Here is a 20,742-nt window from a genome sequence, read left to right on the forward strand (position 1 = left end):
TGGGATCGTTCCATCGGCCCTTGCTACTCGAGAAACAGCGACTCCGCGGATGGCGTTGAGCTATGCCCTGGAAATCAGTCAGACGCCGTCTCGAGCGGCGTCTCCGCTAAACTCTCGAGTTTCGCCAGGACTTCCTCGGCGTGGCCGTCCGGCGACACGTCCTCGAAAACGGCTTCGATCTTGCCGTCTGGACCGACGACGTACGTGTTCCGGAAGACGCCGTCGAAGGTGTTGCCGAACATCTGTTTCTCGCCGTAGGAGTCGTACAGCGTCGCCACCTCGCCCAGTTCGTCCGAGAGCAGGTCGAACGAGAGGTCGTAGTCGTCGGCGAACGTCTCGAGGTCGTCGACGGGATCGTCGCTGATGCCGACGACCGCCGTCTCGAGGCCGTCGAACTGCTCGAGGGCGTCGTCGAAGCCGCAGGCCTCGGTCGTACAGCCCTCGGTGTTCGCCCGCGGGTAGAAGTAGACGACGAGTCGCTGGCCCTCGAAATCGGACCGGCGGACGGTCTCGCCGTGTTGGTTGGATAATTCGAACTCGGGTGCCGCGTCGCCTACGTCGAGCATACCCCCGTCTTGGCGAGCGCTCGTGTATATTTTATGATTGGCAACGTATCTCGTGGTTCCGGTCGGTAGCTAGCGGTCTCGTCGAGCAGAGAGCGGCCCTGCGAACCGTAATCGAGAGACACCGCTAGAGAACCGAGGGAAACACCTCGCTAGAAAATCGAGGGAAACGCCTCACTCGAGCCGTTCGGCCGCGTCCTGTTCGACGAGGGGATCGGCGTTTTGCTCGGGCAGGGTGACGATGTCGTCGGTCGAGAGCGTGTACTCGCGGTCGTCGATGCCGAGGATGGAGCCGACGTCGCGGGTGATGCGGACGGTCGTCCGGTCGACGTCGTCGTCGGGGGCCGACGAGCCGGTATCGCTGGCGCCGGAAGCGTCCGCGCCGTTCCCGTTCGTCGCCGACCCAGCGGCCGAGTCGGACGGCTCGCTCGAGTCGGCAGGCGGTGATTGGTCGGGCGCTGGCTCGGACGCCGGTACCGGTGTGTCGTCCGGCGAGGGGCCTGCTCCCGATTCGCTCGGGTCGATCGACGACGGCTCGCCGCCCATGACGTCCGCCGGGGAGACGCCGCTCGAGTCGCTCGCGTCGTGCTCGCCGGATTCGACGGCGTCCGGCGGTTCCTGTGGCGGCACCGGCGGCGCGTCGTCGTCCGATCCTGACGCCGGGTCGGCGACGCCGGGTTCGGGAGCAGCGCCGGGATCGGAGCCAGCACTGGGGTCGGCCGTCGGATCCGTGCGGCCGGGTTCGGCACCCGGCTCGCGACCGTGGCCGGCCGCGGGATCGGCGGCACCTGCAGCCGCGCCGCCCGGCTGCTCGGTTTCGACGCCCTCGAGGACGTCGAGGACGCGCGATTTGTTCGACTCGATGCGGTCGACGAGGTCGTCGAACAGATCGGCTTCTTCCGCCGTGAGGCCTTCGTCGTCGGCCGGCATCCCCGCCGCGGCGAGGCTGGCCTGCTTGACGAGTTTGCCCATCCGGCGCTCGTAGATCGCCTCGACGACGTCCTTCGCCGTCTCGATCTCGTCGGTAAGTCGGCCCACTTCGGGCGAGGAGAAGGGGTCCTCGGCTTGCTCGGCGACGCGGTCGCGCTCGTCCTCGAGATCGGCGATGTACTCGCCGACCTCCTGGTAGAACGAGGGGCGCAGGTTCTGGAGGCTGTCCTTCTGGCGCTCCTTGCTCTGGACCGAGCGTAGTTCGTCTAAGTTCATTCTTTCTCCTTTTCTGCCCTGCCGCGAGCCATCAGGAAGACGGCAACGTACTCCGGAAGTGACTGGTTGCCGTCCGTGATTGTAAAGCTATCTCCTCCGAGCTGGACTTCGCCCCCGTCAGTAACGTTGACTGTGATCTCTTGTCCCTTGAAGGTCTCCGGGACGGCGTCGACCAGCGGCTCGAAGTCCGCGATCTCGTCGCGCTCGAGGCGGACGGTCTTGAGCCCGCTGCCGCCGTGGAGGCTCCCGGGCAGGCGAATGAGCCGGTTCGTGTCCGTGGTGACCGGTTCGTCGATCGGCGCGTTGTCCCGCTCGACCGCCGTCTCGGCGAACCGCTGGGCCAACTGCTCGACGGCGGTGTGGACGGTGACGTTGCCCGACTCGAGGCCCTCGCGGTTGTTCCGCGCGGCGTTCAGGGTAGCCTGGGCTTTGCCTTCGCCGATGCCGTCGAACTCCTGGAGGCGCTCGAGGGCCGCGTCCTCCTCCATCGCCAGCAGGTCGTCGACGAAGTCCATGAAGTGGGCGTGGATGCGCTTGCCCCAGCCGCCCTGAATCTGGAGCAGCCGACGTTCCGTCGGCGTCTTTCGACCGAGGCCGGCGACGGTTTCGGTTTCGATCAGTTCCTCGAAATCGAGTCCGATGCCGCGGACGTAGTCGACGATCTCGCGGCGGTGCTCGCGGTCGAGTTCCAGCACGTTCTCGTCGCGCACGTGGACGTGGTACCCGCGCCCGCCAGAGAAGACGATCTCCATATTCCGGAAGGCGAAATCGTTCTCGAGGAAAGCCAGCAGGCGAAGCAGCGCGTCCTTACATTTCGCGAGCATCTCCGCGTACGAATCCTCGCCCAGCGTCACGCTCGGGAGGTGGTCGGCGTCCAGGTCGAAGACGAGGTCGGCCGACTGCCAATCTTTCTCGTGCATCGACTTCGCGCCGGGGTCGCGAAACCGGCCCGCGGAGAAGTAGACGTGTTGCGGGCGCTTCCGGACGAGAAATTCGGAGAGGTCCCCTAACTCGAGCAGCGAACGGTGGCGGACCATCGTCGTGTCGGGTCCCTCGGTCCAGGGGATGTACCCCCACTCGCGTTCGTTGGCCGCGGGCGGCGGCGAAAGCTCCGTGCGACGGTAGTGGTCGCGGAATCGCCCCCGCAGGTAGGCCCTCGTTCGCTCCTCCATACGACTCGAGTAGTCGTGGATCGGTCCGTATAATCCTGCCGAATGGTCGGCCCGACTCGCGCGGGTTCGAGGGGTGCGGTCGAGGGGTTTGGTCGAGATTCGTCTACCGGACGGGCGACGAGCCGATCCGTCGGCCGGATCCTAACCCGAACTCCTGACAGCGAAGAAACGTACTATGGTTATATCTCGTCTCATCACGTACACGACAGTATGTCTACGACGATCTCCCCCCGCCGACTCACGACCAGTCAGTTCCTTTTCGGACTCGTCGTCGTCGTGGTCGGCGTACTGCTCCTGCTCGAGACGACCGGCATCGCGCCGGTGGGGAGCCTGCTGCTGTACGTTCCGTCGCTGTTCGTCGCCATCGGTGCCTGGGCGCTCGTCAGGAGCCGCCTTCGAAACATCGTCGGCCCGATCGTCCTGATCTGTGTCGCGGGCGCGTGGCAGGTCGTCGCGCTCGGGTACGCGACCGTCGAGCAGGTCGTCGTCTTCTGGCCGGTGTTAGTGATCGCGTTCGGCGTGTCGATTATCGCCGGCCAGTTCCGATCGCGCGTTCGCGCCACCGACGACGCCGTCACGTCCGCGTTTGCCGCGTTCGGCGGCGTCGAAAAGCGAAACACCTCTAGGGCGTTCGCCGAAGCCGACCTGACGGCCGTATTCGGCGGCACCGAACTCGATCTGCGCGACGCCGCTATCGAGAGCCGACCGGCTCGGATCAACGCCGTCGCCCTGTTCGGTGGGGTCGACATCATCGTCCCTCGAGAGTGGAACGTGCAACTAGATGTCTTGCCCGTACTGGGGGGCGCCTCCGACGACCGGCCGCGCCGAGAGGTCCACAACGAGGAGGTCGACCTCGTCGTGACCGGGTTCGCCGCGTTCGGCGGCGTTTCCATAACGGACTGAACGGCGGTCGAGCTATGGTCGCCACTGGACGTCACTGCACACCTGATCGCATGACAGCATTGGGACCGGTGTGAATCGTTTCAGCGGCTACTATACGAGTCCGCGCGGTCCGAACGGGTTCTGCGGTCGACAGTCACATATCGCTCACCTTCGAGAATCGCTTCGACGCGACCGTGCCAGTCGTCGGCGAACGCCTCCCGCTCGTCCTCGCTCGCGGTCCCGTCGATCAGTTTCGGCAGGTTGCTCGTCGCGGGGCCGCCCGATGGAATATCTTCGACGTGGTAGGTGACCCGCACCGTCTCGTCGGTATCGGTGCGTGTCAGTTCGACGACGACGCCGTCGGTTCCGATCGCACCGTATTCCAGCAGGTTGCGCCGACCGCCGTGGCCGTCGGCGAGGCCGCCGAAGCCGTCCTCGCCGGCCGCGCCCGTAATATACGAGAGCAGGCGCGCGGTGACGCCGTAGGCCGGATCATTCCGCGGGCCGCCGGCAAGTACCGCGATCTCGCCGCGGACGGGGAGTTCGTCGCCCGGATAGAGCGCCTCGAGGCCGTCCTTCGCGATGCGGTAGGCGCCCGCCGCGGTGGGACAGGAGTGGCCCGCGGCTTTCACCACGTCCCGGTAGCCGACGACGATCGGGTCGCCCGGCTCGAGGACGGCCAGCGCCTCGGCGGCGGGGTCGCGTAGTCGGATCGGTTCGACGTCGGAGTCGACGGTCCAGTTCGTTCGCTCGGTTTCGGTGGTGGATTCGCTCATAGTGGTTAGTATCGCAGTAGTCGCATGCCGTTCAGGATGACGAGCAACACGCTGCCGATGTGGACGAGCATGCCGCTCGCCATGTGGACGTAGCCCGCGAAGACGCCGGCCAGCAGCAGGACGACCGTCGCCACGGCGACGGTGACGTTCTCGGTGACGTTCCAGCGGGTCGCCTTGCTGAGGCCGACGGCGTAGGGGATACGTCCCAGGTCGTCGGCCATCAGCGCCACGTCCGCCGTCTCGATGGCGGTGTCGGTTCCGGCGGCGCCCATCGCGATCCCGACGTCGGCGGTCGCGAGCGACGGCGCGTCGTTGATGCCGTCGCCGACCATCGCGACGACGTGGCCCTCTTCCTGGAACGACTGGATCGCTTCTTGCTTCTCCTCGGGCAGCAGCGCCGCGCGGTAGTCGTCGATCCCGACCGTCTCGGCGACCGCTCGAGCGGTTCGCTCGTTGTCGCCGGTCAGCATCACCGTACGGACGCCGGCCGCTTGCAGCGCGGCGACGACGTCGGCCGCGTCCTCGCGGAGTTCGTCTCGCAGCGAGACGACGCCGACGACCTCGTCCTCGAGGACGACGTAGACCGCCGTCTCGCCGTTCTCCTCGCGCTTGCGAGCGTAGTCTACAACCTGCTCGGAGAGGTCGATACCGCGTTCCTCGAGCAGCGCCCGGTTGCCGACGACGATCGCTCGTCCGTCGTGGCGGGCGACGACGCCCTTCCCGGGGACGACCTCGAACTCGTCGGGGTCGGGTATCCGTTGCTCGAGCGCGAGGCCGCCATCGGTTGCGTACGCTCCGTTCCGGTCGCCGTCGAGGTCCCGAGCGGCCTCGAGGATCGCGTCCGCGAGGTGGTGTTCGCTTCGCTTCTCGGCGATCGCGGCGTACCGTAGCACGTCCTCGCGTTCGGCGTCGAACCCTTCGACGTCCGCGACGGTCGTCTCGCCTTTCGTCAGCGTCCCGGTCTTGTCGAACGCGACGAGGTCGATCTCGCCGGCCGTCTCGAGGTGTTCGCCGCCCTTCATGAGCACGCCCGAGCGGGCCGCGTTGCCGATGGCGCTGACGATGCTGACCGGCGGCCCGATCACGAGCGCGCCGGGACAGCCGATCACCAGCAGCGTCAGGGCCATGACGGCGTCCCCGGTGACGGCGTAGGCGCCGGCCGCCAGCACGACGATCGCGGGCGTGTAGTACTTCGCGAACCGCTCGATGATCGTCTCCGTCGGTGCTTTCGCCTCCTGGGCCTCCTCGACGCGGCGGATGATCCGCTCGAGGGTCGTGTCGGTGCCCGTCCCGGTCGCGACGACCTCGAGGGCGCCCTCCTGGTTGATCGTCCCGGCGTAGACCTCGTCGCCCGCGTCCTTGTGGACGGGCGCGCTCTCGCCGGTGACGGGCGACTGGTCGATCGCGCTCTCGCCGCCCGTGACCTCGCCGTCGACGGGTACCTTCGCGCCGGGTTTAACGACGACCGTCTCGCCGGCCTCGACGTCACGTGCGGGGACCTCGACCTCTTCGCCGTCACGACGAACGATCGCCGTATCCGGCGTCATCTCGAGCAACTCCTCGAGGGCCGCGCGGGTCTTGCCCATCGTCCGCGCCTCGAGGTAGTTCCCCAGCGCGAACAGGAAGACGACGGCCGCGGCCTCCCAGTACTCGCCGATGTAGATCGCGCCGACCGCGGCCAGGGTGACGAGCGTGTTGATGCCCACCGTCCCGCTGCGCAGCGCGTAGTACGCTTTCTTCGCGACGTCGTAGCCGCCGACGACGGCTGCGAGGGTCATCAGCGACGCGCTCAGTCGCGGGACGTCGTGGAAGGTGCCGGCGGCCCACCCGGCCGCCAGCAGCAGGCCGCTGGCGGCGACGACGGCTGGCTGTCGGTGCTTCCGAAGGTGTCGTTTCACGCTCACGTTCGGTCACCGCGGCCGGGGCGTGTACCCCTGGTTCGTGATCGTCCGTTCGAACGTCTCCGGTTCGACCGCGGTCTCGTTGTACTCGATCTCGACGCGGCCCGTCGTGTAGTGGACCTCGACGCGTTCGACGCCGTCAGTCCTCGAGAGCGATCGTTCGACGTTGCTCGCACAGGTCGGGCAGTCGAAGTCGGTAACGCGGTATTCGATCTTGGTCATCGGTTCTCGAGTACGCCTACGGCCCGCCCACCCAAATATATAACTCAAATGACTTGTTTGTATTATGGAACGGGTGATAGAACCGGTGAAACGACTCGTCTAGACGGTCGCGCGGTCTGATCGACTTATACGACACCGCCCCCAACGGCCGCCATGGCCGAATTCACGTCGAACGTGACGATCGAGGACGTCGCCGTCCGCGACACGAACGTCTCGAGCGCCGTCGACGAGCCGATCCGGGCGATGATCCTCGACATGCTCGCGGAGGGCGAGCGGTCCGTCGCGGACCTCGACGAGGCGCTCGCCGAACGCGGCTACGACCGCACGCGCAACACGGTGCGCCACCACGTCAACGAACTCCGGGACGCCGGCCTCGTCGAAATCGCGCGCATGGAGGAGCGAAACGGCGGGACGACGAAGTACTACCGGGCGAATACGATCGTGCTGTCGTACGCCGTTCCCGAGGGCCGTCGGGCGGCCGTCGACGAGATGGCGACGGCGCTCGCCCCGGAGGTGGCGGACCTCGTCGCGACGCTCGAGGGCGACTACGGCGAGACGATCGACGAGATCGTCGACGAGATGGCGCCCTGCGAACACTGCCGGACCCAGAAGTACGAGACGTACCTCCTGTTGACGGTGCTTCGACGCGCGTTCGTCGCGGGAGCGGTGCGGGGGGACGGTGACGTCGACCCCGAGGTATCCGGAGAGTAACTGTCGCTGCGGGTGCTCGAGAACAAGTCGCTACCGACGAATCAGATCAGAAAGGCGGTCGGTGATTCCGACGTCGGCACCGAGTTTCAGGTAGTAGGCGTCGCCGCCGTCCTCGTAGTAGTCGTCGATGCGGCGTTTGATCTCGAACCCGAGGTGTTCGTAGAACTGGAGGGCGTTCTCGTTGCTGGTCCGCGCGTGGCAGGTGATCGTGTCGTGGTCCTCGGCGACGCGGGCGACGAGTCGCTTGCCGATCCCCTCGCCGCGGTAGGCCGGATCGACGGCCAGAAAGAGAATGTAGCCGTCGCGTCGAACGGCCGCGAAGCCGATGAGATCGCCGTCCTGCACGTAACAGTGAACCTTCGAGCGCCGATACGCGTCGGTAAAGAACTTGCGTCGCTGTTTGAGCACCCCCTCTTCGCGGTTGATCCGCTCTTTGAGCTCCCACGCTTCCTCGACGTAGTCGTCACTCCCCGGCGTGACGACCCGACTGTCGATGTTGACGCTCACTACCAGACGGTAACATCGTCGTCAATATAATTCCTCCGGCAGCGATCGCAACCGCCCACGTTCGTGGCTCTCCGTTCCGGTCGGCGCCGAATTCGTCGACCGCAGATTTCGGTGAGTCGGTCCGCAACCGGAGTCCGTACGCGTGACACTCGCTAACGCAGGAAACAGCCGATCTGCCGATCGGAGCCGCAAACCCTCGAGGCGACGACCGCGTGTTCGAAACCGGAAACGACGGGCATACGGCATCGGCCGCCGAACCGCCGAGTAATGGGCTACGAACTGCGCGATCACACGGCCGACGTCGCGGTCGCGGCGACCGGCGACTCGCTCGAGGGGGTCTTCGCGTCGGTTGCGGACGGGCTCGCGGCCGCGTCGTGCGACGAGATTCCGGCTGCGGACGCAGACGAATCCGGCGACCGATTTTCCGTGACCGTCGCCGCCGAGAGCCGCGAGGCGCTGCTGTTCGACTATCTGGACGAGGTGATCTACCTGCGCGACGTGCGCGCGGAACTCCCGGTCGACCACTGCGTCGAGGCGATCCGCGAACCCGGCGAGGCCGCGGACGACGATGGTAACGGCGATGAGCCGGATGACAATCGCTGGTCCCTCGAGGCCACCGCCCGCGGCGTTCCGCTCGCCGAGATCGACGCCCGCGAGGTGAAGGCCGTCACCTACTCCGAGATGGAACTCGAGCGCCGGGACGACGGCTGGGAAGCGTACGTGGTCTTCGACGTGTGATGCGGTCGTGTCCGCCTGCGGCAACGCTACCTGCGCCGGCTTTCACAAATACTTATACAAATAGCATGAGAAGAACGCGGACGTGCCGCCCTCCGTTCCCTTCATCGACCGAGACACCGGGACCCTAGACACGACGGAAATCATACTCGAGGCGATCCCGATCGCCAAACTCGTCGGCGGAATCGTTGCGGTCGCGCTCGTCCCGTTCGCGATGGCGTTTCTGCTTCGCGGATCGGTGCTTCTCAGTGCGCTCCTCTCCGTCGTCGGGCAGTTCGTCCTCGCAGTCGGCTCCGGGGTCGTCCTCATCTACGTGATCGTTCGCGCGCTGCAACTCGCGAACGGACAGTACGCCGACGATCGGTAGCAGTCGTCGCCGTCCGTTCATTCCGGTCGCTCCCCGTACACAACACAGTGGGCCGTGGCTATTTGACGCCGATCCGCGTACCCTCGAGACGTGACTCCGTCCGCACGCTTGCTGTCAACTGATCCCGGTCGAACGCTCTCGAGGGCGAGCCGGTGCGCGCTACTCGCAGTCTGTGTCGCGAGCGCAATAGCCGGTACCGCGAGCGCCCACGAGGAGTACGTCGTCGACGACGAGCACGCGGTCGGCGTCGGGGAGTTTCTGACCGAAAGCCTCACCGACCCGTTCGTCGTCGGACCGCTGCTGGGCGGCGCGCTCGCGGTCCTCGCGCTCGTCGGCGGCTACCTCGCCGTTCGACCGTTCCCGCGGGACGTCGCTGCGTTTCGGACCGCGATGGACGAGTACCGCGGGTACGTCCCCTGGCTGCTGCGAATCTCCTTCGGCATTCCGCTGATCGGGGCTGGCTTCAGCGGCTACTTCATCAGTCCGGCAGTCGAGATCGATCTCCGCCTGGTTCAGGTGGCGCTCGGCTTCCTGTTGCTGTTCGGACTGGCGACGCGGCTCGTCGCGCTGATCGGCCTCGTCGCGTATCTCGTCGGCCTGGTCCGCTGGCCGACGTTACTCCTCCAACTCGAGTTCGTCGGCGGCTTGGCCGCGATCGCGCTGGTCGGGAGCGGCAAGCCGAGCGCCGATCACGTCCTCCAGCGGGTCGCGGGCACGTCGGGGACGGTCTACCGGCAGTTCGATCCGGTCCATCGGCGGGCGCAGGCGTTCCAGGAGTGGATCGGCGCGTACGAGCCCCTGCTACCGACGGTCACGCGGGTGGGACTTGGCGCAACGTTCGTCGTCCTCGGCGTAGGCCAGAAGCTCCTCCGCCCAGGGATCGCCCTCGCGGTCGTCGAGCGGTACGACCTGACGGCGGTCCTCCCCGTCCCGCCGGAGCTGTGGGTGCTCGGCGCGGGACTGACCGAAGCCGCCCTCGGGGTGGCGCTCATCGTCGGCCTCTTTACCCGCGCGACCGCCGGAGTCGCGATCTTCATGTTCACGCTCACGCTGTTCGCGCTGCCCGACGATCCGGTTCTCGCCCACGTCGGGCTGTTCGGGATGGCGTCGGTTCTGCTCATCACCGGCAGCGGGCCCTCCGCCGTCGACGAGTATCTCGCAACGCTCGCGGGCGACGCCGAGCGCGCGGACGCGGCGCGGAGCGAAGCCGTCGACGCGCCCTGAACCGCCGTCGCGGCCTGACCCAGTCCGGCCCGTGCGAATCGGTCCCGACCCACCGCGGGAGACGAACCTTCTTTCACCGTCCGGAGCGGACGTGCACGTATGAGCAACCCCACGTTCGACGCGGACGGCATCACGCTCGAGCAGGTGCGTGAGTACGTCTGGGAGATCCCCCAGGAAGGGGACATGCGCGCCCCCGCTCGCGTACTCGCGAGCGAAGCCCTTCTCGAGGAGATCAAGGAGGACAAGACCTTAGAGCAGATCAAGAACACGACCCACCTGCCGGGGATCACCAACTACGCGATCTGCATGCCCGACGGCCACCAGGGCTACGGCTTCCCGGTCGGCGGCGTCGGGGCGCTCGACGCCGAGAACGGCTGCATCTCGCCGGGCGCGGTCGGTTACGACATCAACTGCGGCGTCCGGATGATGCGGACGAACCTGACCTACGACGAGCTCCAGGGTCGCGAGGAGGAACTGGTCGACTCGCTGTTCGCGAACATTCCCTCGGGCCTGGGCGGCGGCGGCATCGTCGAAGCCGGCGTCGACACCGTCGACGAGATTCTGGAGCGCGGGGTCGACTGGGCGCTGGAGAACGGCCACGCCGTCGAGGAGGACCTGCTGCACTGCGAGGACGAAGGGATGCGCGAGGGCGCCGACGCCGACAAGGTCAGCCAGAAAGCCAAGGACCGCGGAAAGAACCAGATCGGCTCGCTGGGCTCGGGCAACCACTTCCTCGAGGTCCAGCGCGTGACCGACGTCTTCGACGACGATGTGGGGGACGCGTACGGCCTCGAGGAGGACCAGATCGTCGTCCTGATCCACTGCGGTTCGCGCGGGCTGGGCCACCAGACCTGTAACGACTACCTGCGCAAGATCGAACAGCAACACCAGGGGCTGCTGAACCAGCTCCCGGACAAGGAACTCGCGGCCGCGCCCGCGGGCTCGCAGCTGGCCGAGGACTACTACGCGGCGATGAACGCGGCGATCAACTTCGCGTGGGTCAACCGTCAGCTGATCATGCACCGCACGCGGCAGGTGTTCGAGCGCGTCTTCGACCGCTCGTGGGAGGAGATGGACATGCACCTGCTGTACGACGTGGCCCACAACATCGCGAAGAAGGAGACCCACACCGTCGACGGGGAACAGCGCGAACTCTACGTCCACCGCAAGGGTGCGACCCGCGCCTTCCCCGCGGGCCACCCCGAAGTCCCGAAGGCCTACCGCGACGTCGGCCAGCCGGTTATCATCCCCGGCAGCATGGGCGCGGGCAGCTACGTCCTCCGGGGCGGCGAGAACTCGATGGACCTCACGTTCGGCTCGACCGCCCACGGCGCCGGCCGGCTGATGAGCCGTACGCAAGCGAAGAACGAGTTCTGGGGCGGCGACGTCCAGCAGCAACTCGAGGAGCAGGATCAGATCTACGTCAAGGCCCAGTCGGGCGCGACCGTCGCCGAGGAGGCGCCGGGCGTCTACAAGGACGTCGACGAGGTCGTCCGCGTCTCGGACGCGCTGGGAATCGGCGACAAGGTCGCGCGGACGTTCCCCGTCTGTAACATCAAGGGCTGAATCGATTATTTCAGCCGGAACGGATTCTCGTCGCCCTCGTCCGTGCCGTCTTCGCCGTTGTCGTCGCTCTCGTACGGTTTCCGCGCCGTGATCGTCACGGTCGCCTCGGGGTCGTCCTCGTCGGCCCACGGGCTATCGTAGGCCGAAATCTCGAGGTCGGTGACGTCCCAGCCTTCGCTCTCGACGAGTTCGACGAGTCGGCGCTGGTCCGCGAGCATGTCCTCGTCCATGCCTTCCCGTTCGTCGGTAAGCGAGGTAGGTCTTCCGCCGGCGGACGACCAGCCGACGATCCGCCGCGTCGGCGGTGCCGATTGGGAGAGGGAGGGGGAAGGGAGGACGTCACGCCCCCTCGCGTTCCGGGCCGATGCTGACGACCTCCTCGACGAGCGTCCGGTGGGCGCGCCGGAGTCGCTCCGACAGCGCCTGGTGGGAGACGCCGAGTTCGTTCGAGAGGTTCTCCATGTCCATCCCGCGGGGAATCTCGTAGTAGCCGCGCTCGAGGGCCGCGACCAGCGTCTCGTACTGGGCGTCGGTCAGATCGTACCGGTTGTGCCGATCCTCCTCGACGCGGTGGATCTTCTGGATGGAGAGCGACATCCCTTCGTCGGTCGCGAACTCGTAGACGTTCGACAGCGACTCGCGTTCGGGAAAGAGCACCCGAAACTGCCACTGCGTGCCCTCGACCCAGGCGTCGAGCACCGTCGCTTTCTCTTCGGTCAGCAGGTGGATCATCACGGTTACGTCGTCGACCCAGTTCATCCGGTAGAGTCGCTCGTCGTCGAGGTCGGTCAGCAGTTCGAACGCCTCGACGCTCGGGTCGGCCTCGAGGCGCTCGTCGACGGCCGATAGCGTCGATTCGTCGCCGGAAAACCAGACGTAGGGCATGACGTGGTCCGGATCGTAGGCGACGACGCGCTCGATCTCGACGTCGACGTCGCCGCTCTCCTCGAGCGTGTGGCGCAGCGCGAACTCCGCGGCGGGAATGGCGATCTTGGCAATCGTACTCATGGGATTGTGAACCACGTCCTCCCTCAAGAGTGCTGTACCCGTCCGGATACTATTAGATGAATGAACAGTATACTGAAATAACTGGAAGAACGACCGCCCCGGCCGCAATACGAAACTGAAATCGGTTACGGAGGCCGGAAATACCCGGCGAGTTTAAGCGGATCCGACTGCAATTGCGTCACATGCTCACCGACGAGTTCGGACGCGAGGTCACGGGCGTCCGCGTCTCCCTTACCGATCGGTGCAACTTCGACTGCGTCTACTGCCACAACGAGGGGCTGGGTGACACGCGGGGGCCGATGGATCCGCAGGACGACGAGATGGACACCGACGACGTCGTCCGGTTTCTCGAGGTCGCCGCCGAGTTCGACGTCGACGCCGTCAAGTTCACCGGGGGCGAGCCGATGCTCCGTCAGGATCTCGAGGAGATCATCGAACGCACGCCCGACCAGATGGAGGTGTCGCTGACGACCAACGGCACGTTCCTGCCGGGCCGCGCCGAGGCCTTGGTCGACGCCGGCTTAGAGCGGGTCAACGTCTCCCAGGACGCGCTCGATCCCGCCGATTTCGCCGAGATCACGAAAAGCGGCGCCTACGAGAAGGTGCTCGAGGGGGTCGACGCCGCGCTCGAGGCCGGGCTGGACCCGGTCAAGCTCAACATGGTCGTCTTCGAGCACACGGCGGGCTACGTGCCCGAGATGGTCGACCACGTCGCGAAACACGACGGGCTCCAGCTCCAGCTCATCGAGTACATGCCCGAACTGACGGGCAAGCCGGAGTGGAACATCGACATCGAGCGGGTCCACAACTGGCTCGCGGAACGAGCCGTCGACGTCGAACACCGGGAGATGCACGACCGGCGTCGATACTGGATCGCCGAGGGATCGGTCGACGACGAGGACGTCACCGACGTCGCGCTGGACGCCGCGGACCGATCGGAACTCGGCATGGTCGAAATCGTCGACCCCGTCGAGAACCCCACGTTCTGCGCGAACTGCCACCGCGTCCGCGTCACCCACGAGGGCTACCTGAAGGGCTGTCTCAACCGCAACGACGACCTCAAGTCGATGGGCGAGATGTCCAAACCCGAGATTCGCGAGGCCTTCCGCGAGGTCGTCGCGAACCGCGTTCCCTACTACGGCGAGTACATGGTCAAAAACGACGACGGCGAGTGGGTGGTCAACGACGAGTACATCGAGGAGTACGCGCAGGCCTGACCGCTCTTTCTCCGCCGTTTTCACCGCTCTTTCTCCGCTCGAATCAGCGCCGCCGCGACCGACTCGAGCGACCCGAACGCCGCGATCCCGACCGGTCGCGGTCCGACCCGAGCCCGATCGTCACGAGCAACCCGGCGACCAGCAATAGAACGACGGCCGCGACCGGCTGGCTGCCCGCACCGGCGACGTACACCGCGTAGCCGATCGTCCCCGTCACCAGCCCGACCAGCAAACTCGAGACGATCGCAACGGCCTCGAGGCGGATCGTTCGCGCTTCTCGACCGAGTTGGTCGCCGACGTCGATCGCGGTGTGGGCGAAGTCCCACGCCAGCACGGTCGCGATCGTGCCGACGATCGTCACCGCGACGGGCGTCGCCTCGAGGCCGCCGGCGACGACGCCGAAGAAGAGCGCGACCGCGCCGACGTCGGCCGCCGTCCGGTGGCCGAGCACGAGCGCAGCGGCGAGGACGAGCGCCCCGACGGCACCGAACCCGAGACCGGCCGGCGAACCGGCGCCGGCGAAGACGCCGACGAGCGCGGCCAGCCCGGCGGCGACGCTTGCGACGCGGGTCGGTTTGCGCGTGATGTCGATGTTGGCGCCGTCCCCGGCCTCGTCGTCGCCCTCGGTCCCAGTCTCGGCCCGTTCGCGCTCGCCCGCGCTGTCGTCACTCGCTGTCTCGGTCGCTGCTGTTGCACTATTCATGCGCGACCACCTGCGCGCGCGTAGCGCGCGAACACGTCGTCGATCGTCTCGTCGGCCGGCCAGTCGATCACCGGAATCCCGATCCGCTGGAGGTCGAACTGCCGGATCCGGCGGGCGACGGCCGAGAGCTGCTGGCCCGCCGTCCGGTCGGCCGTCGGATCCGGACTCACGACCGTCACGGGGTGGCCCCGCGACTCGAGTCGCCGCGCGATCGTGACGGCGCCGGTGTCACACAGCGGCGTCAGCAGGACGATCTGGGTTTCCGCGGAGAGTCGGCGCCGGATCGTCCGGAGTTGGGGCAGCCAGCGGCTCTCCGAGCGCGGCGGCGTCGAATCGAACTGCGGATGCGTCGCGAGCAGGTCCTGGAAGTGAATCTCGTGGTGGCGACCCGACGCCGGCGCGAGCCAGCAGGGGTCGCCGTCGGTCGGCGCGCCCGCTTCGAACTCCCTGCCGATCGGCCCGAGCGCCGCGAGCCCGACAGTGTCGCCGTCGGCTAGCAGCGAGGCCGCGATCCGCCCCGCGGCGGCGACCGAGCGGTCGACGGCGTGAGTGCCGTCGGGGTCGGGCGCGAGGAACGCCGCTTTCCGCGCATCGATCAGGACGACCACGCGGGCCGCCCGCTCCTCGTGGAACTCGAGGGTCGCGAGTTCGCCCGTCTTCGCGCGACGGTTCCAGTCGACTCGCGAGAGCGGATCGCCCGCACGATACTCCCGCACCGAGTGGAACGTCGTCCCGGCGCCGCCCTCGTCGGTCGTCAGGCGCCCGGCGAACGACGCCGCGGTGGCCCGCAGCGGCACCGGCGCCTCGATCGGCCGCAGCACCGGTTCGCACACCACCGTCGTCTCGCTGCCGACGAGGAACTCCCGTTCTCGCGACCGCGAGAGGTCGCGCACGATCGCGAGCGCGGGATCGAACTCGTGGGTGCCCCGGCGGACGGCGACCGTGTACTCGAGGGAGACCGATTCGTGGGGTCGCAACGCGGTGCCGAGGCGGTTCGAGCCGTCGACGACGGCCAGGCCGGGCGGGACGCCGTCGACGAGGCGGAGATCCGGGACGAACCGCCCGCTCTCGTTCGTGATCGTGACGACGACGTCGATCTCGTCGCCCGGTTCGGGGTCGTCGTCGCTCAGTTCGCGCGCGATGGCGAGCTCCAGTTCCGGGGGTTCGAACGCACGGGAGAATCCCGCGTAGCCGACGCCGACGACCCCGGCGAGCACGACGCCGGGCGATTCCGCGAGCGCGCCGATTCCGACGGCGAAGAGCGCGACGACGCCGATCCCCGTCCAGTAGTTCGTCGGCCGCTGTGTGGTCGATTCGACGCCCGAGATCGATCTGGCGCTCGTCCGCGAGTCCCCGCTGGTGCGATCGATTCGCTCGTCCGCGTAGGCGGGCAGCGACCTCGAGTCGTCGTCGGTGTCCGCGTCCTCGGTAGTGTATCCGATCGCGGCGATGGCGGCGACGGCGTGACGGACGCCCGCCTGGAACGACGTATCGCGCCCGGGGTTCAACAGCCGCGGGAGCCAGTCGCCGAGCGACGCGGACGTGTCCTTTTTCTCCGAGAGGAACGCGGCCGCCGTCGCGTCGTCCGTCCAGGAGCCGTCGTCGATCCGGTCGGCCGCTTCCTCTGCCGAGTATCCGCCGAATCGGGTCAGCGCGGCGATCGCTGCGAGGCGCAGCCCACTGGCGATCCGTCGGCTGCCGGTGGAGTACTCGCCGGCCATCGTTCGGAACTCGCCGATCGCGTCGGAGACCGTCGCGCCGGGTGCGGGAACCGGCGTTCGCTGTTCCGGCGTCGGCGTGTCGGCCTGCCGTCGTACGCCGCGCCGGCGGAACACGGCGACGATGCCGATCCCCGTCGCGAGGAGGCCGACGACCAGGACGACCCAGCCGTCCAGCGGGACGGCGACGACGCCGGCACTGATGGCGATCGCGCCGACGAACGCCAGCACGCCGAAGACGAGCGCGAGCCGGCGGCCGGTGATTGCTGTCATCGGCCACCACCTCCGCTCTCGTCTGTCTCCGTTCCCGAGTCGCTGCTCGTTCCGCCGTCCGTTCGTTCGTCTCCAGATGCGTACTCGTCTTCGATCCGGCGCAACACGTCGACCGCGCGCGTTTCCATCTCGGGCGTCGTCTCGGCGTCGCCGTACCGCACGTCCTCGAACAGGCGCGTGAGTTCGTCGACGTACTCGCGGTCGATTCCCGCCTCGACCGCAGCCGTAGCGAACTCCCGCGGAGTGCTCGAATCCGGCCGGTCGACCTCGAGGAGGTCGGTCATCTCCTTCCAGGCGCGGTAGATCTCGTTGTCGACGTCGGTCGCTGCGCCGTCGATTCGATCGGCAGCGCGACCGGCCGCGCTCCCGACGGCCGCGGCATCGGTTCCGGACTCGTCGGGCTCGTTCTCGACGACGGGTGGCGCGTCCGATTCCGAGTTTCCGCCGCGTCGGCTCACGAGGAGCCCGCCGACGAAGATCGCGGTGATGACCGAGAGGACGAACAACAGCGGGCCGGTCGAGAAGGAGTCGGTCTCGCCCTCGCCGGAGCCGAAATCACCCCCGCCGCTCGAGTTGTTCACCGTCGCCGGCTCCTCGACCGGTTGGGAATCGAGTTCGGGCGAGAACCCCTGGAACAGAACCGCAAACAGGAGGGCGCCGACGAGGCAAACGGCCAGCACGACGGCGATCATCTTGACGGCGTCCCGACGGTACGCGAGCAGGTACCAGACGAGTGCGACTGCGATGATAATTAGTACCGCGTACAGGAGATACTCGAGAAACACCGGCGGATCGCCGCCGACGACGGGTTGGGTGGGCGACGGCTGTTGCCCGGGACCGCCGCCCTCTCCCGGACCGACGCCACCCTCGGCACCGCCGGTCTCGAGCGGATTCTCGATGGTCGCGGCCGCGAGCGCGATCGCAGCGATCGCGCTGACCGCGGCGAGGAGTCGAACGAGACGTGTATCTCTTGACACGTGTTGACACCACGTTATGCCGCTTCACTAATAAGTTGCAATCCTCGAGTAATCGGTGCCGGCTCGTCGGTGGCGATCTGCATCGGTGGAGCGTCGCGTCGGTTCGTTCGGCACGCAGCACTCTGGGTTCGGTCGCTCGCGCCTCAGCGCTCGAGCCCTCGGATCGCGTGAGGGGGCGCAGATCGTGTGGTACCGTCGGCCACCCGTTACTATCATTCGTTGCGCTTAAGTACCAGACGGGGGTACGTTCGAGTGCGATACGTGTAGGGGAGCGATCCCCGAGTCCGGGAGGGCGATGATTGCACACGGTGTCGTGGTAGCCAAGCGGCCCAAGGCGCATGGTTGCTAACCATGTGGCGTCAAGCCTCCGGGGTTCGAATCCCCGCCACGACGTCGGACTTACCGGACTGACGTTTTCCGTCAGTCGTTTGCACCGCACGCAGACCAGACACACATACCCAACATATGAGCGCGGAAGAACCCCAAGAACAAGAAGAGGACGAAGACCTTCAGTACTTCGTCCGTATCGGTCAGACCGACCTTGACGGGACGAAGTCCGTCGAGCGCTCGCTGACGGAGATGAACGGGATCGGTCACCGGACCGCCCGGATCATCGCCCAGGAGGCGGGCGTGGACCGAACGGCGACGTTCGGTCGACTCGACGACGACGTCATCGACGAGGTCGTCGAACTCGTAGAGAACTACGCCGACGAAGTTCCCGACTGGCTCAACAACCGTCCGGAGGACTTCTACACCGGCGAAACGACCCACGAGATCGGCAACGATCTCCAGCTGACCCGCCAGCACGACATCAACCGGATGAAGATGATTGACTCCTACAAGGGCGTTCGCCACAAGCGCGGCCAGAAGGTCCGCGGCCAGCGAACGAAGTCCACCGGTCGTACGGAGGGCACCATCGGGGTCAACGTCGAAGAGATCCGCGAAGAACAGGCCGAAGAAGGCGGCGACGAGGAGGGTGGTGAATAATGCCGCTCGGAACGAAGACCAAGCAGTACGAGACTCCGAATCACCCCTACCAGGGTGAGCGCATCGCCAACGAACACTCCCTTATCGACCGCTACGGCCTCAAGAACAAGGAAGAGCTCTGGCGCGCACAGTCCGAGCTTCGCTCCTACCGCCGCGAGGCCCGCGACCTGCTCGGCCAGGCCCAGGGCGACGAAACCGTCCAACGGCGCTCCGAGGAGTTCCTCGGTCGACTCAAGCGCGTCGGCATCCTCGACGAAGCCGACGAGCTCGGCGCCGTCCTGTCGCTCGAGGTCGAAGACATCCTCGAGCGCCGACTCCAGACGGTCGTCTACCGGAAGGGGCTGGCGAACACGACCCAGCAGGCCCGCCAGTTCATCACGCACGGCCACATCGTGGTCGACGGGCAGCGCCACCGGGTTCCGTCCTACGTCGTCGACGTCGACGAGGAGGACCTCGTCGAGTTCGACGAGACGAGCCCGCTTGCGGACGAACTCCACCCCGAACGAGCGGAGGGTCAGTAAACCATGAGTCAGGACGACGAAAAGTGGGGCATCGCCCACGTGCACGCATCGTTTAACAACACGATCATGACCGTGACGGACCTCACGGGCGCGGAAACGATCGCCAAGTCCTCCGGCGGGACGGCGGTCAAGCAGAACCGCGACGAGGCGTCGCCGTACGCGGCCATGCAGATGGCCGAGTCCGTCGCCGAGGAGGTCAAGGCTGCGGGCATCACCGGACTCCACGTGCGAGTCCGTGGCCCCGGCGGCAACCTCCAGAAGTCCCCCGGTCCCGGCGCGCAGGCGACGATCCGCGCGCTCGCCCGCTCGGGCATCGAGATCGGACGCATCGAGGACGTCACGCCGATCCCGCACGACGGATCGCGCGCACCCAAAGGCAAGGGCGGCTACTAGACCATGAGCGAAGAGTACGACGTCGAGTTCGTCGAACGCGACGACCGCGAGGCGCGGTTCCTCGTCCGCGGCGTGACGCCTGCGTTCGCCAACGGCATCCGCCGCGCGATGCTTGCCGACGTGCCGACGATGGCGATCGATACCGTTCGCTTCGTCGAGAACTCGTCGGTGATGTTCGACGAGCAACTCGCCTTGCGTCTCGGGCTCGTCCCGCTGACGACCCCGCCGGAAGACGAGTTCGGCGAGGACGCCACCGTCACACTCTCGATCGACGTCGAAGGGCCCGCAACCGCCTACTCCGGCGATCTCGAGTCCAGCGACGACCTCGTCCAGCCCGCGGACGAGAACGTGCCGATCATCGAACTCAAGGACGGCCAGCGGCTCGAGGCCGAGGCCGACGCCGTACTCGATCGCGGGAAGGACCACGCCAAGCATCAGGGCGGCGTCGCGGTCGGCTACCGGCACCTCCAGCGGGTCGTCGTCGAAGACGACCTGCCGGAGTTCGAGGAGCCCGAGGCCCAGATCGTCCGCGGCGTCGTCGAGGACGACGGCGAACTCGTTCCCACGAGCGAGTTCGACCACGACCTCTCGAACCGCTACCCTGACAAGCAGGTGTCGGTCGAGGACGTGCCCAACGCCTTCGTCTTCCACGTGGAGACGGACGGCTCCTTTACCGTCGAAGAGCTCGTGACTCGAGCCGCCGAGACGCTCGAATCGCGCGCAACCGAACTCGAAGACGCAGTACAGCTTTAGATAGATATGACCCGACGCCCCCGACCCACCGTGTCTGCGTGTCTGCACGAGGACGGCAGTGTCCGTTCCGGCGCCGTGAGCCGCGAGGCCGGGACGGCAGCCTCCTCGCTCGATGGAATCGAAAGGGGTTTGAAGGGGCGACGGGTACACGGAAGTGCGAGCAGGGATAGCCAAGTCAGGCCAACGGCGCAGCGTTCAGGGCGCTGTCTCGTAGGAGTCCGCAGGTTCAAATCCTGCTCCCTGCATCAACCTCACTTCCGTTTCTCTCACATCGGTACCACGCGACCGACGAGCAGTGTGACCGTCCAGGATCGACGTCGATCCCACGGCCGCAGTGCTCGCGTCGTCGGTCGCCGGTAT

Annotated in this window: 23 protein-coding genes and 2 tRNA genes; 13 read left to right on the forward strand and 12 right to left on the reverse strand. The window is 66.9% G+C overall.

Annotated elements, in window-relative coordinates; translation table 11 throughout:
• Window positions 1-74 precede the first annotated feature (74 nt).
• The 3 genes from bcp to priS form a co-directional block, all read right to left on the reverse strand.
• Window positions 75-566 (reverse strand): thioredoxin-dependent thiol peroxidase, encoded by a 492-nt coding sequence (gene bcp / locus ATJ93_RS08580; protein WP_120244253.1) that lies wholly within the window; start codon window positions 564-566, stop codon window positions 75-77.
• A gap of 171 nt (window positions 567-737) precedes the next feature.
• On the reverse strand, window positions 738-1,769 hold the full coding sequence (locus ATJ93_RS08585; RefSeq protein WP_120244254.1) for a DNA replication complex subunit Gins51: 1,032 nt from the start codon (window positions 1,767-1,769) through the stop codon (window positions 738-740).
• Entirely contained in the window at window positions 1,766-2,941 is a 1,176-nt protein-coding gene (gene priS, locus ATJ93_RS08590; protein WP_120244255.1) for a DNA primase small subunit PriS, read from the reverse strand. Before priS ends, ATJ93_RS08585 begins: the two co-directional genes overlap by 4 nt.
• Window positions 2,942-3,151: 210 nt before the next feature.
• On the opposite strand from priS, the gene ATJ93_RS08595 reads away from it, so the two are divergent.
• The gene (locus ATJ93_RS08595) at window positions 3,152-3,844 is read left to right on the forward strand and encodes a LiaF transmembrane domain-containing protein (RefSeq protein WP_120244256.1); all 693 of its coding nucleotides are present in this window, start codon (window positions 3,152-3,154) and stop codon (window positions 3,842-3,844) included.
• An 80-nt stretch (window positions 3,845-3,924) separates the two neighbouring features.
• Here the strand turns inward: ATJ93_RS08595 and ATJ93_RS08600 are convergent, their stop codons facing one another.
• The 3 genes from ATJ93_RS08600 to ATJ93_RS08610 are packed head-to-tail and all read right to left on the reverse strand — an operon-like array spanning window position 3,925 to window position 6,722.
• Window positions 3,925-4,599 carry an MAM33 family protein gene (locus ATJ93_RS08600; RefSeq protein WP_120244257.1) on the reverse strand — a complete coding sequence of 225 codons (675 nt, stop codon included), beginning with the start codon at window positions 4,597-4,599 and terminating at the stop codon, window positions 3,925-3,927.
• 5 nt (window positions 4,600-4,604) lie between these two features.
• Window positions 4,605-6,503, reverse strand: a complete 1,899-nt coding sequence (locus ATJ93_RS08605; RefSeq protein WP_120244258.1) for a heavy metal translocating P-type ATPase — start codon at window positions 6,501-6,503, stop codon at window positions 4,605-4,607.
• A 6-nt stretch (window positions 6,504-6,509) separates the two neighbouring features.
• Entirely contained in the window at window positions 6,510-6,722 is a 213-nt protein-coding gene (locus ATJ93_RS08610; RefSeq protein ID WP_120244259.1) for a heavy-metal-associated domain-containing protein, read from the reverse strand.
• A 153-nt stretch (window positions 6,723-6,875) separates the two neighbouring features.
• Here ATJ93_RS08610 and ATJ93_RS08615 point away from each other — a divergent pair, with 153 nt between their 5' ends.
• Window positions 6,876-7,433: a winged helix-turn-helix domain-containing protein gene (locus ATJ93_RS08615; RefSeq protein ID WP_120244260.1), complete on the forward strand. Its 558-nt coding sequence runs from the start codon at window positions 6,876-6,878 to the stop codon at window positions 7,431-7,433.
• Between the two features lie 30 nt (window positions 7,434-7,463).
• Here the strand turns inward: ATJ93_RS08615 and ATJ93_RS08620 are convergent, their stop codons facing one another.
• Window positions 7,464-7,940, reverse strand: a complete 477-nt coding sequence (locus ATJ93_RS08620; protein WP_120244261.1) for a GNAT family N-acetyltransferase — start codon at window positions 7,938-7,940, stop codon at window positions 7,464-7,466.
• Window positions 7,941-8,207: 267 nt separating this feature from the next.
• Between ATJ93_RS08620 and ATJ93_RS08625 the strand changes: the two genes are divergently transcribed.
• The 4 genes from ATJ93_RS08625 to ATJ93_RS08640 all read left to right on the forward strand — a co-directional run bounded on the left by ATJ93_RS08625 (window position 8,208) and on the right by ATJ93_RS08640 (window position 11,832).
• Entirely contained in the window at window positions 8,208-8,678 is a 471-nt protein-coding gene (locus ATJ93_RS08625) for an archease (RefSeq protein ID WP_120244262.1), read from the forward strand.
• Window positions 8,679-8,760: 82 nt separating this feature from the next.
• Window positions 8,761-9,042 carry a hypothetical protein gene (locus tag ATJ93_RS08630; protein ID WP_120244263.1) on the forward strand — a complete coding sequence of 94 codons (282 nt, stop codon included), beginning with the start codon at window positions 8,761-8,763 and terminating at the stop codon, window positions 9,040-9,042.
• Window positions 9,043-9,228: 186 nt separating this feature from the next.
• Window positions 9,229-10,266: a DoxX family protein gene (locus ATJ93_RS08635; RefSeq protein WP_245977566.1), complete on the forward strand. Its 1,038-nt coding sequence runs from the start codon at window positions 9,229-9,231 to the stop codon at window positions 10,264-10,266.
• 99 nt (window positions 10,267-10,365) lie between these two features.
• A complete protein-coding gene (locus ATJ93_RS08640) occupies window positions 10,366-11,832 on the forward strand; it encodes an RtcB family protein (RefSeq protein ID WP_120244265.1) in 1,467 nt (488 codons plus the stop codon).
• A gap of 5 nt (window positions 11,833-11,837) precedes the next feature.
• Here the strand turns inward: ATJ93_RS08640 and ATJ93_RS08645 are convergent, their stop codons facing one another.
• Both ATJ93_RS08645 and ATJ93_RS08650 read right to left on the reverse strand, forming a co-directional pair.
• Window positions 11,838-12,062 carry a hypothetical protein gene (locus ATJ93_RS08645; RefSeq protein WP_120244266.1) on the reverse strand — a complete coding sequence of 75 codons (225 nt, stop codon included), beginning with the start codon at window positions 12,060-12,062 and terminating at the stop codon, window positions 11,838-11,840.
• A gap of 109 nt (window positions 12,063-12,171) precedes the next feature.
• Window positions 12,172-12,840: a helix-turn-helix domain-containing protein gene (locus ATJ93_RS08650; RefSeq protein ID WP_120244267.1), complete on the reverse strand. Its 669-nt coding sequence runs from the start codon at window positions 12,838-12,840 to the stop codon at window positions 12,172-12,174.
• Window positions 12,841-13,022: 182 nt separating this feature from the next.
• Here ATJ93_RS08650 and moaA point away from each other — a divergent pair, with 182 nt between their 5' ends.
• Window positions 13,023-14,057 (forward strand): GTP 3',8-cyclase MoaA, encoded by a 1,035-nt coding sequence (gene moaA, locus ATJ93_RS08655; protein WP_120244268.1) that lies wholly within the window; start codon window positions 13,023-13,025, stop codon window positions 14,055-14,057.
• A 43-nt stretch (window positions 14,058-14,100) separates the two neighbouring features.
• Here the strand turns inward: moaA and ATJ93_RS08660 are convergent, their stop codons facing one another.
• From ATJ93_RS08660 to ATJ93_RS08670, 3 genes are read right to left on the reverse strand one after another with little or no spacing between them, the layout of a single operon-like run.
• On the reverse strand, window positions 14,101-14,760 hold the full coding sequence (locus ATJ93_RS08660) for a DUF7519 family protein (RefSeq protein WP_211334037.1): 660 nt from the start codon (window positions 14,758-14,760) through the stop codon (window positions 14,101-14,103).
• Entirely contained in the window at window positions 14,757-16,751 is a 1,995-nt protein-coding gene (locus tag ATJ93_RS08665) for a DUF58 domain-containing protein (protein WP_211334038.1), read from the reverse strand. Before ATJ93_RS08665 ends, ATJ93_RS08660 begins: the two co-directional genes overlap by 4 nt.
• On the reverse strand, window positions 16,748-17,728 hold the full coding sequence (locus ATJ93_RS08670) for a DUF4129 domain-containing protein (protein WP_120244269.1): 981 nt from the start codon (window positions 17,726-17,728) through the stop codon (window positions 16,748-16,750). The genes ATJ93_RS08665 and ATJ93_RS08670 overlap by 4 nt, the downstream gene beginning before the upstream one ends.
• A gap of 310 nt (window positions 17,729-18,038) precedes the next feature.
• Between ATJ93_RS08670 and ATJ93_RS08675 the strand changes: the two genes are divergently transcribed.
• From ATJ93_RS08675 to ATJ93_RS08700, 6 genes are all read left to right on the forward strand, one after another.
• Window positions 18,039-18,121 (forward strand) — tRNA-Ser (locus ATJ93_RS08675).
• A 72-nt stretch (window positions 18,122-18,193) separates the two neighbouring features.
• Complete coding sequence (locus ATJ93_RS08680; RefSeq protein WP_120244270.1) at window positions 18,194-18,715, forward strand: 30S ribosomal protein S13; 522 nt, start codon at window positions 18,194-18,196, stop codon at window positions 18,713-18,715.
• A complete protein-coding gene (locus tag ATJ93_RS08685) occupies window positions 18,715-19,236 on the forward strand; it encodes a 30S ribosomal protein S4 (protein WP_013878283.1) in 522 nt (173 codons plus the stop codon). Before ATJ93_RS08680 ends, ATJ93_RS08685 begins: the two co-directional genes overlap by 1 nt.
• A gap of 3 nt (window positions 19,237-19,239) precedes the next feature.
• The gene (locus ATJ93_RS08690; protein ID WP_005579703.1) at window positions 19,240-19,629 is read left to right on the forward strand and encodes a 30S ribosomal protein S11; all 390 of its coding nucleotides are present in this window, start codon (window positions 19,240-19,242) and stop codon (window positions 19,627-19,629) included.
• 3 nt (window positions 19,630-19,632) lie between these two features.
• Window positions 19,633-20,382: a DNA-directed RNA polymerase subunit D gene (locus ATJ93_RS08695; RefSeq protein WP_120244271.1), complete on the forward strand. Its 750-nt coding sequence runs from the start codon at window positions 19,633-19,635 to the stop codon at window positions 20,380-20,382.
• Between the two features lie 160 nt (window positions 20,383-20,542).
• Window positions 20,543-20,627: transfer RNA gene (locus tag ATJ93_RS08700), tRNA-Leu, on the forward strand.
• Window positions 20,628-20,742: the final 115 nt, after the last annotated feature.

Source organism: Halopiger aswanensis (assembly GCF_003610195.1).
Classification (GTDB): Archaea; Halobacteriota; Halobacteria; order Halobacteriales; family Natrialbaceae; genus Halopiger; species Halopiger aswanensis.

Excerpts from the sequence above, each read along its gene's own strand:
- ATJ93_RS08665 (WP_211334038.1), bottom strand. The coding sequence starts at position 16,751 with ATGACAGCAATCACCGGCCGCCGGCTCGCGCTCGTCTTCGGCGTGCTG.
- ATJ93_RS08595 (WP_120244256.1), top strand. The coding sequence starts at position 3,152 with ATGTCTACGACGATCTCCCCCCGCCGACTCACGACCAGTCAGTTCCTT.
- ATJ93_RS08650 (WP_120244267.1), bottom strand. The coding sequence starts at position 12,840 with ATGAGTACGATTGCCAAGATCGCCATTCCCGCCGCGGAGTTCGCGCTG.
- ATJ93_RS08645 (WP_120244266.1), bottom strand. The coding sequence starts at position 12,062 with ATGGACGAGGACATGCTCGCGGACCAGCGCCGACTCGTCGAACTCGTC.
- ATJ93_RS08640 (WP_120244265.1), top strand. The coding sequence starts at position 10,366 with ATGAGCAACCCCACGTTCGACGCGGACGGCATCACGCTCGAGCAGGTG.
- ATJ93_RS08685 (WP_013878283.1), top strand. The coding sequence starts at position 18,715 with ATGCCGCTCGGAACGAAGACCAAGCAGTACGAGACTCCGAATCACCCC.
- ATJ93_RS08690 (WP_005579703.1), top strand. The coding sequence starts at position 19,240 with ATGAGTCAGGACGACGAAAAGTGGGGCATCGCCCACGTGCACGCATCG.
- ATJ93_RS08680 (WP_120244270.1), top strand. The coding sequence starts at position 18,194 with ATGAGCGCGGAAGAACCCCAAGAACAAGAAGAGGACGAAGACCTTCAG.
- ATJ93_RS08615 (WP_120244260.1), top strand. The coding sequence starts at position 6,876 with ATGGCCGAATTCACGTCGAACGTGACGATCGAGGACGTCGCCGTCCGC.
- ATJ93_RS08600 (WP_120244257.1), bottom strand. The coding sequence starts at position 4,599 with ATGAGCGAATCCACCACCGAAACCGAGCGAACGAACTGGACCGTCGAC.
- ATJ93_RS08585 (WP_120244254.1), bottom strand. The coding sequence starts at position 1,769 with ATGAACTTAGACGAACTACGCTCGGTCCAGAGCAAGGAGCGCCAGAAG.
- ATJ93_RS08625 (WP_120244262.1), top strand. The coding sequence starts at position 8,208 with ATGGGCTACGAACTGCGCGATCACACGGCCGACGTCGCGGTCGCGGCG.
- ATJ93_RS08695 (WP_120244271.1), top strand. The coding sequence starts at position 19,633 with ATGAGCGAAGAGTACGACGTCGAGTTCGTCGAACGCGACGACCGCGAG.
- ATJ93_RS08660 (WP_211334037.1), bottom strand. The coding sequence starts at position 14,760 with ATGAATAGTGCAACAGCAGCGACCGAGACAGCGAGTGACGACAGCGCG.
- ATJ93_RS08610 (WP_120244259.1), bottom strand. The coding sequence starts at position 6,722 with ATGACCAAGATCGAATACCGCGTTACCGACTTCGACTGCCCGACCTGT.
- moaA (WP_120244268.1), top strand. The coding sequence starts at position 13,023 with ATGCTCACCGACGAGTTCGGACGCGAGGTCACGGGCGTCCGCGTCTCC.
- priS (WP_120244255.1), bottom strand. The coding sequence starts at position 2,941 with ATGGAGGAGCGAACGAGGGCCTACCTGCGGGGGCGATTCCGCGACCAC.
- bcp (WP_120244253.1), bottom strand. The coding sequence starts at position 566 with ATGCTCGACGTAGGCGACGCGGCACCCGAGTTCGAATTATCCAACCAA.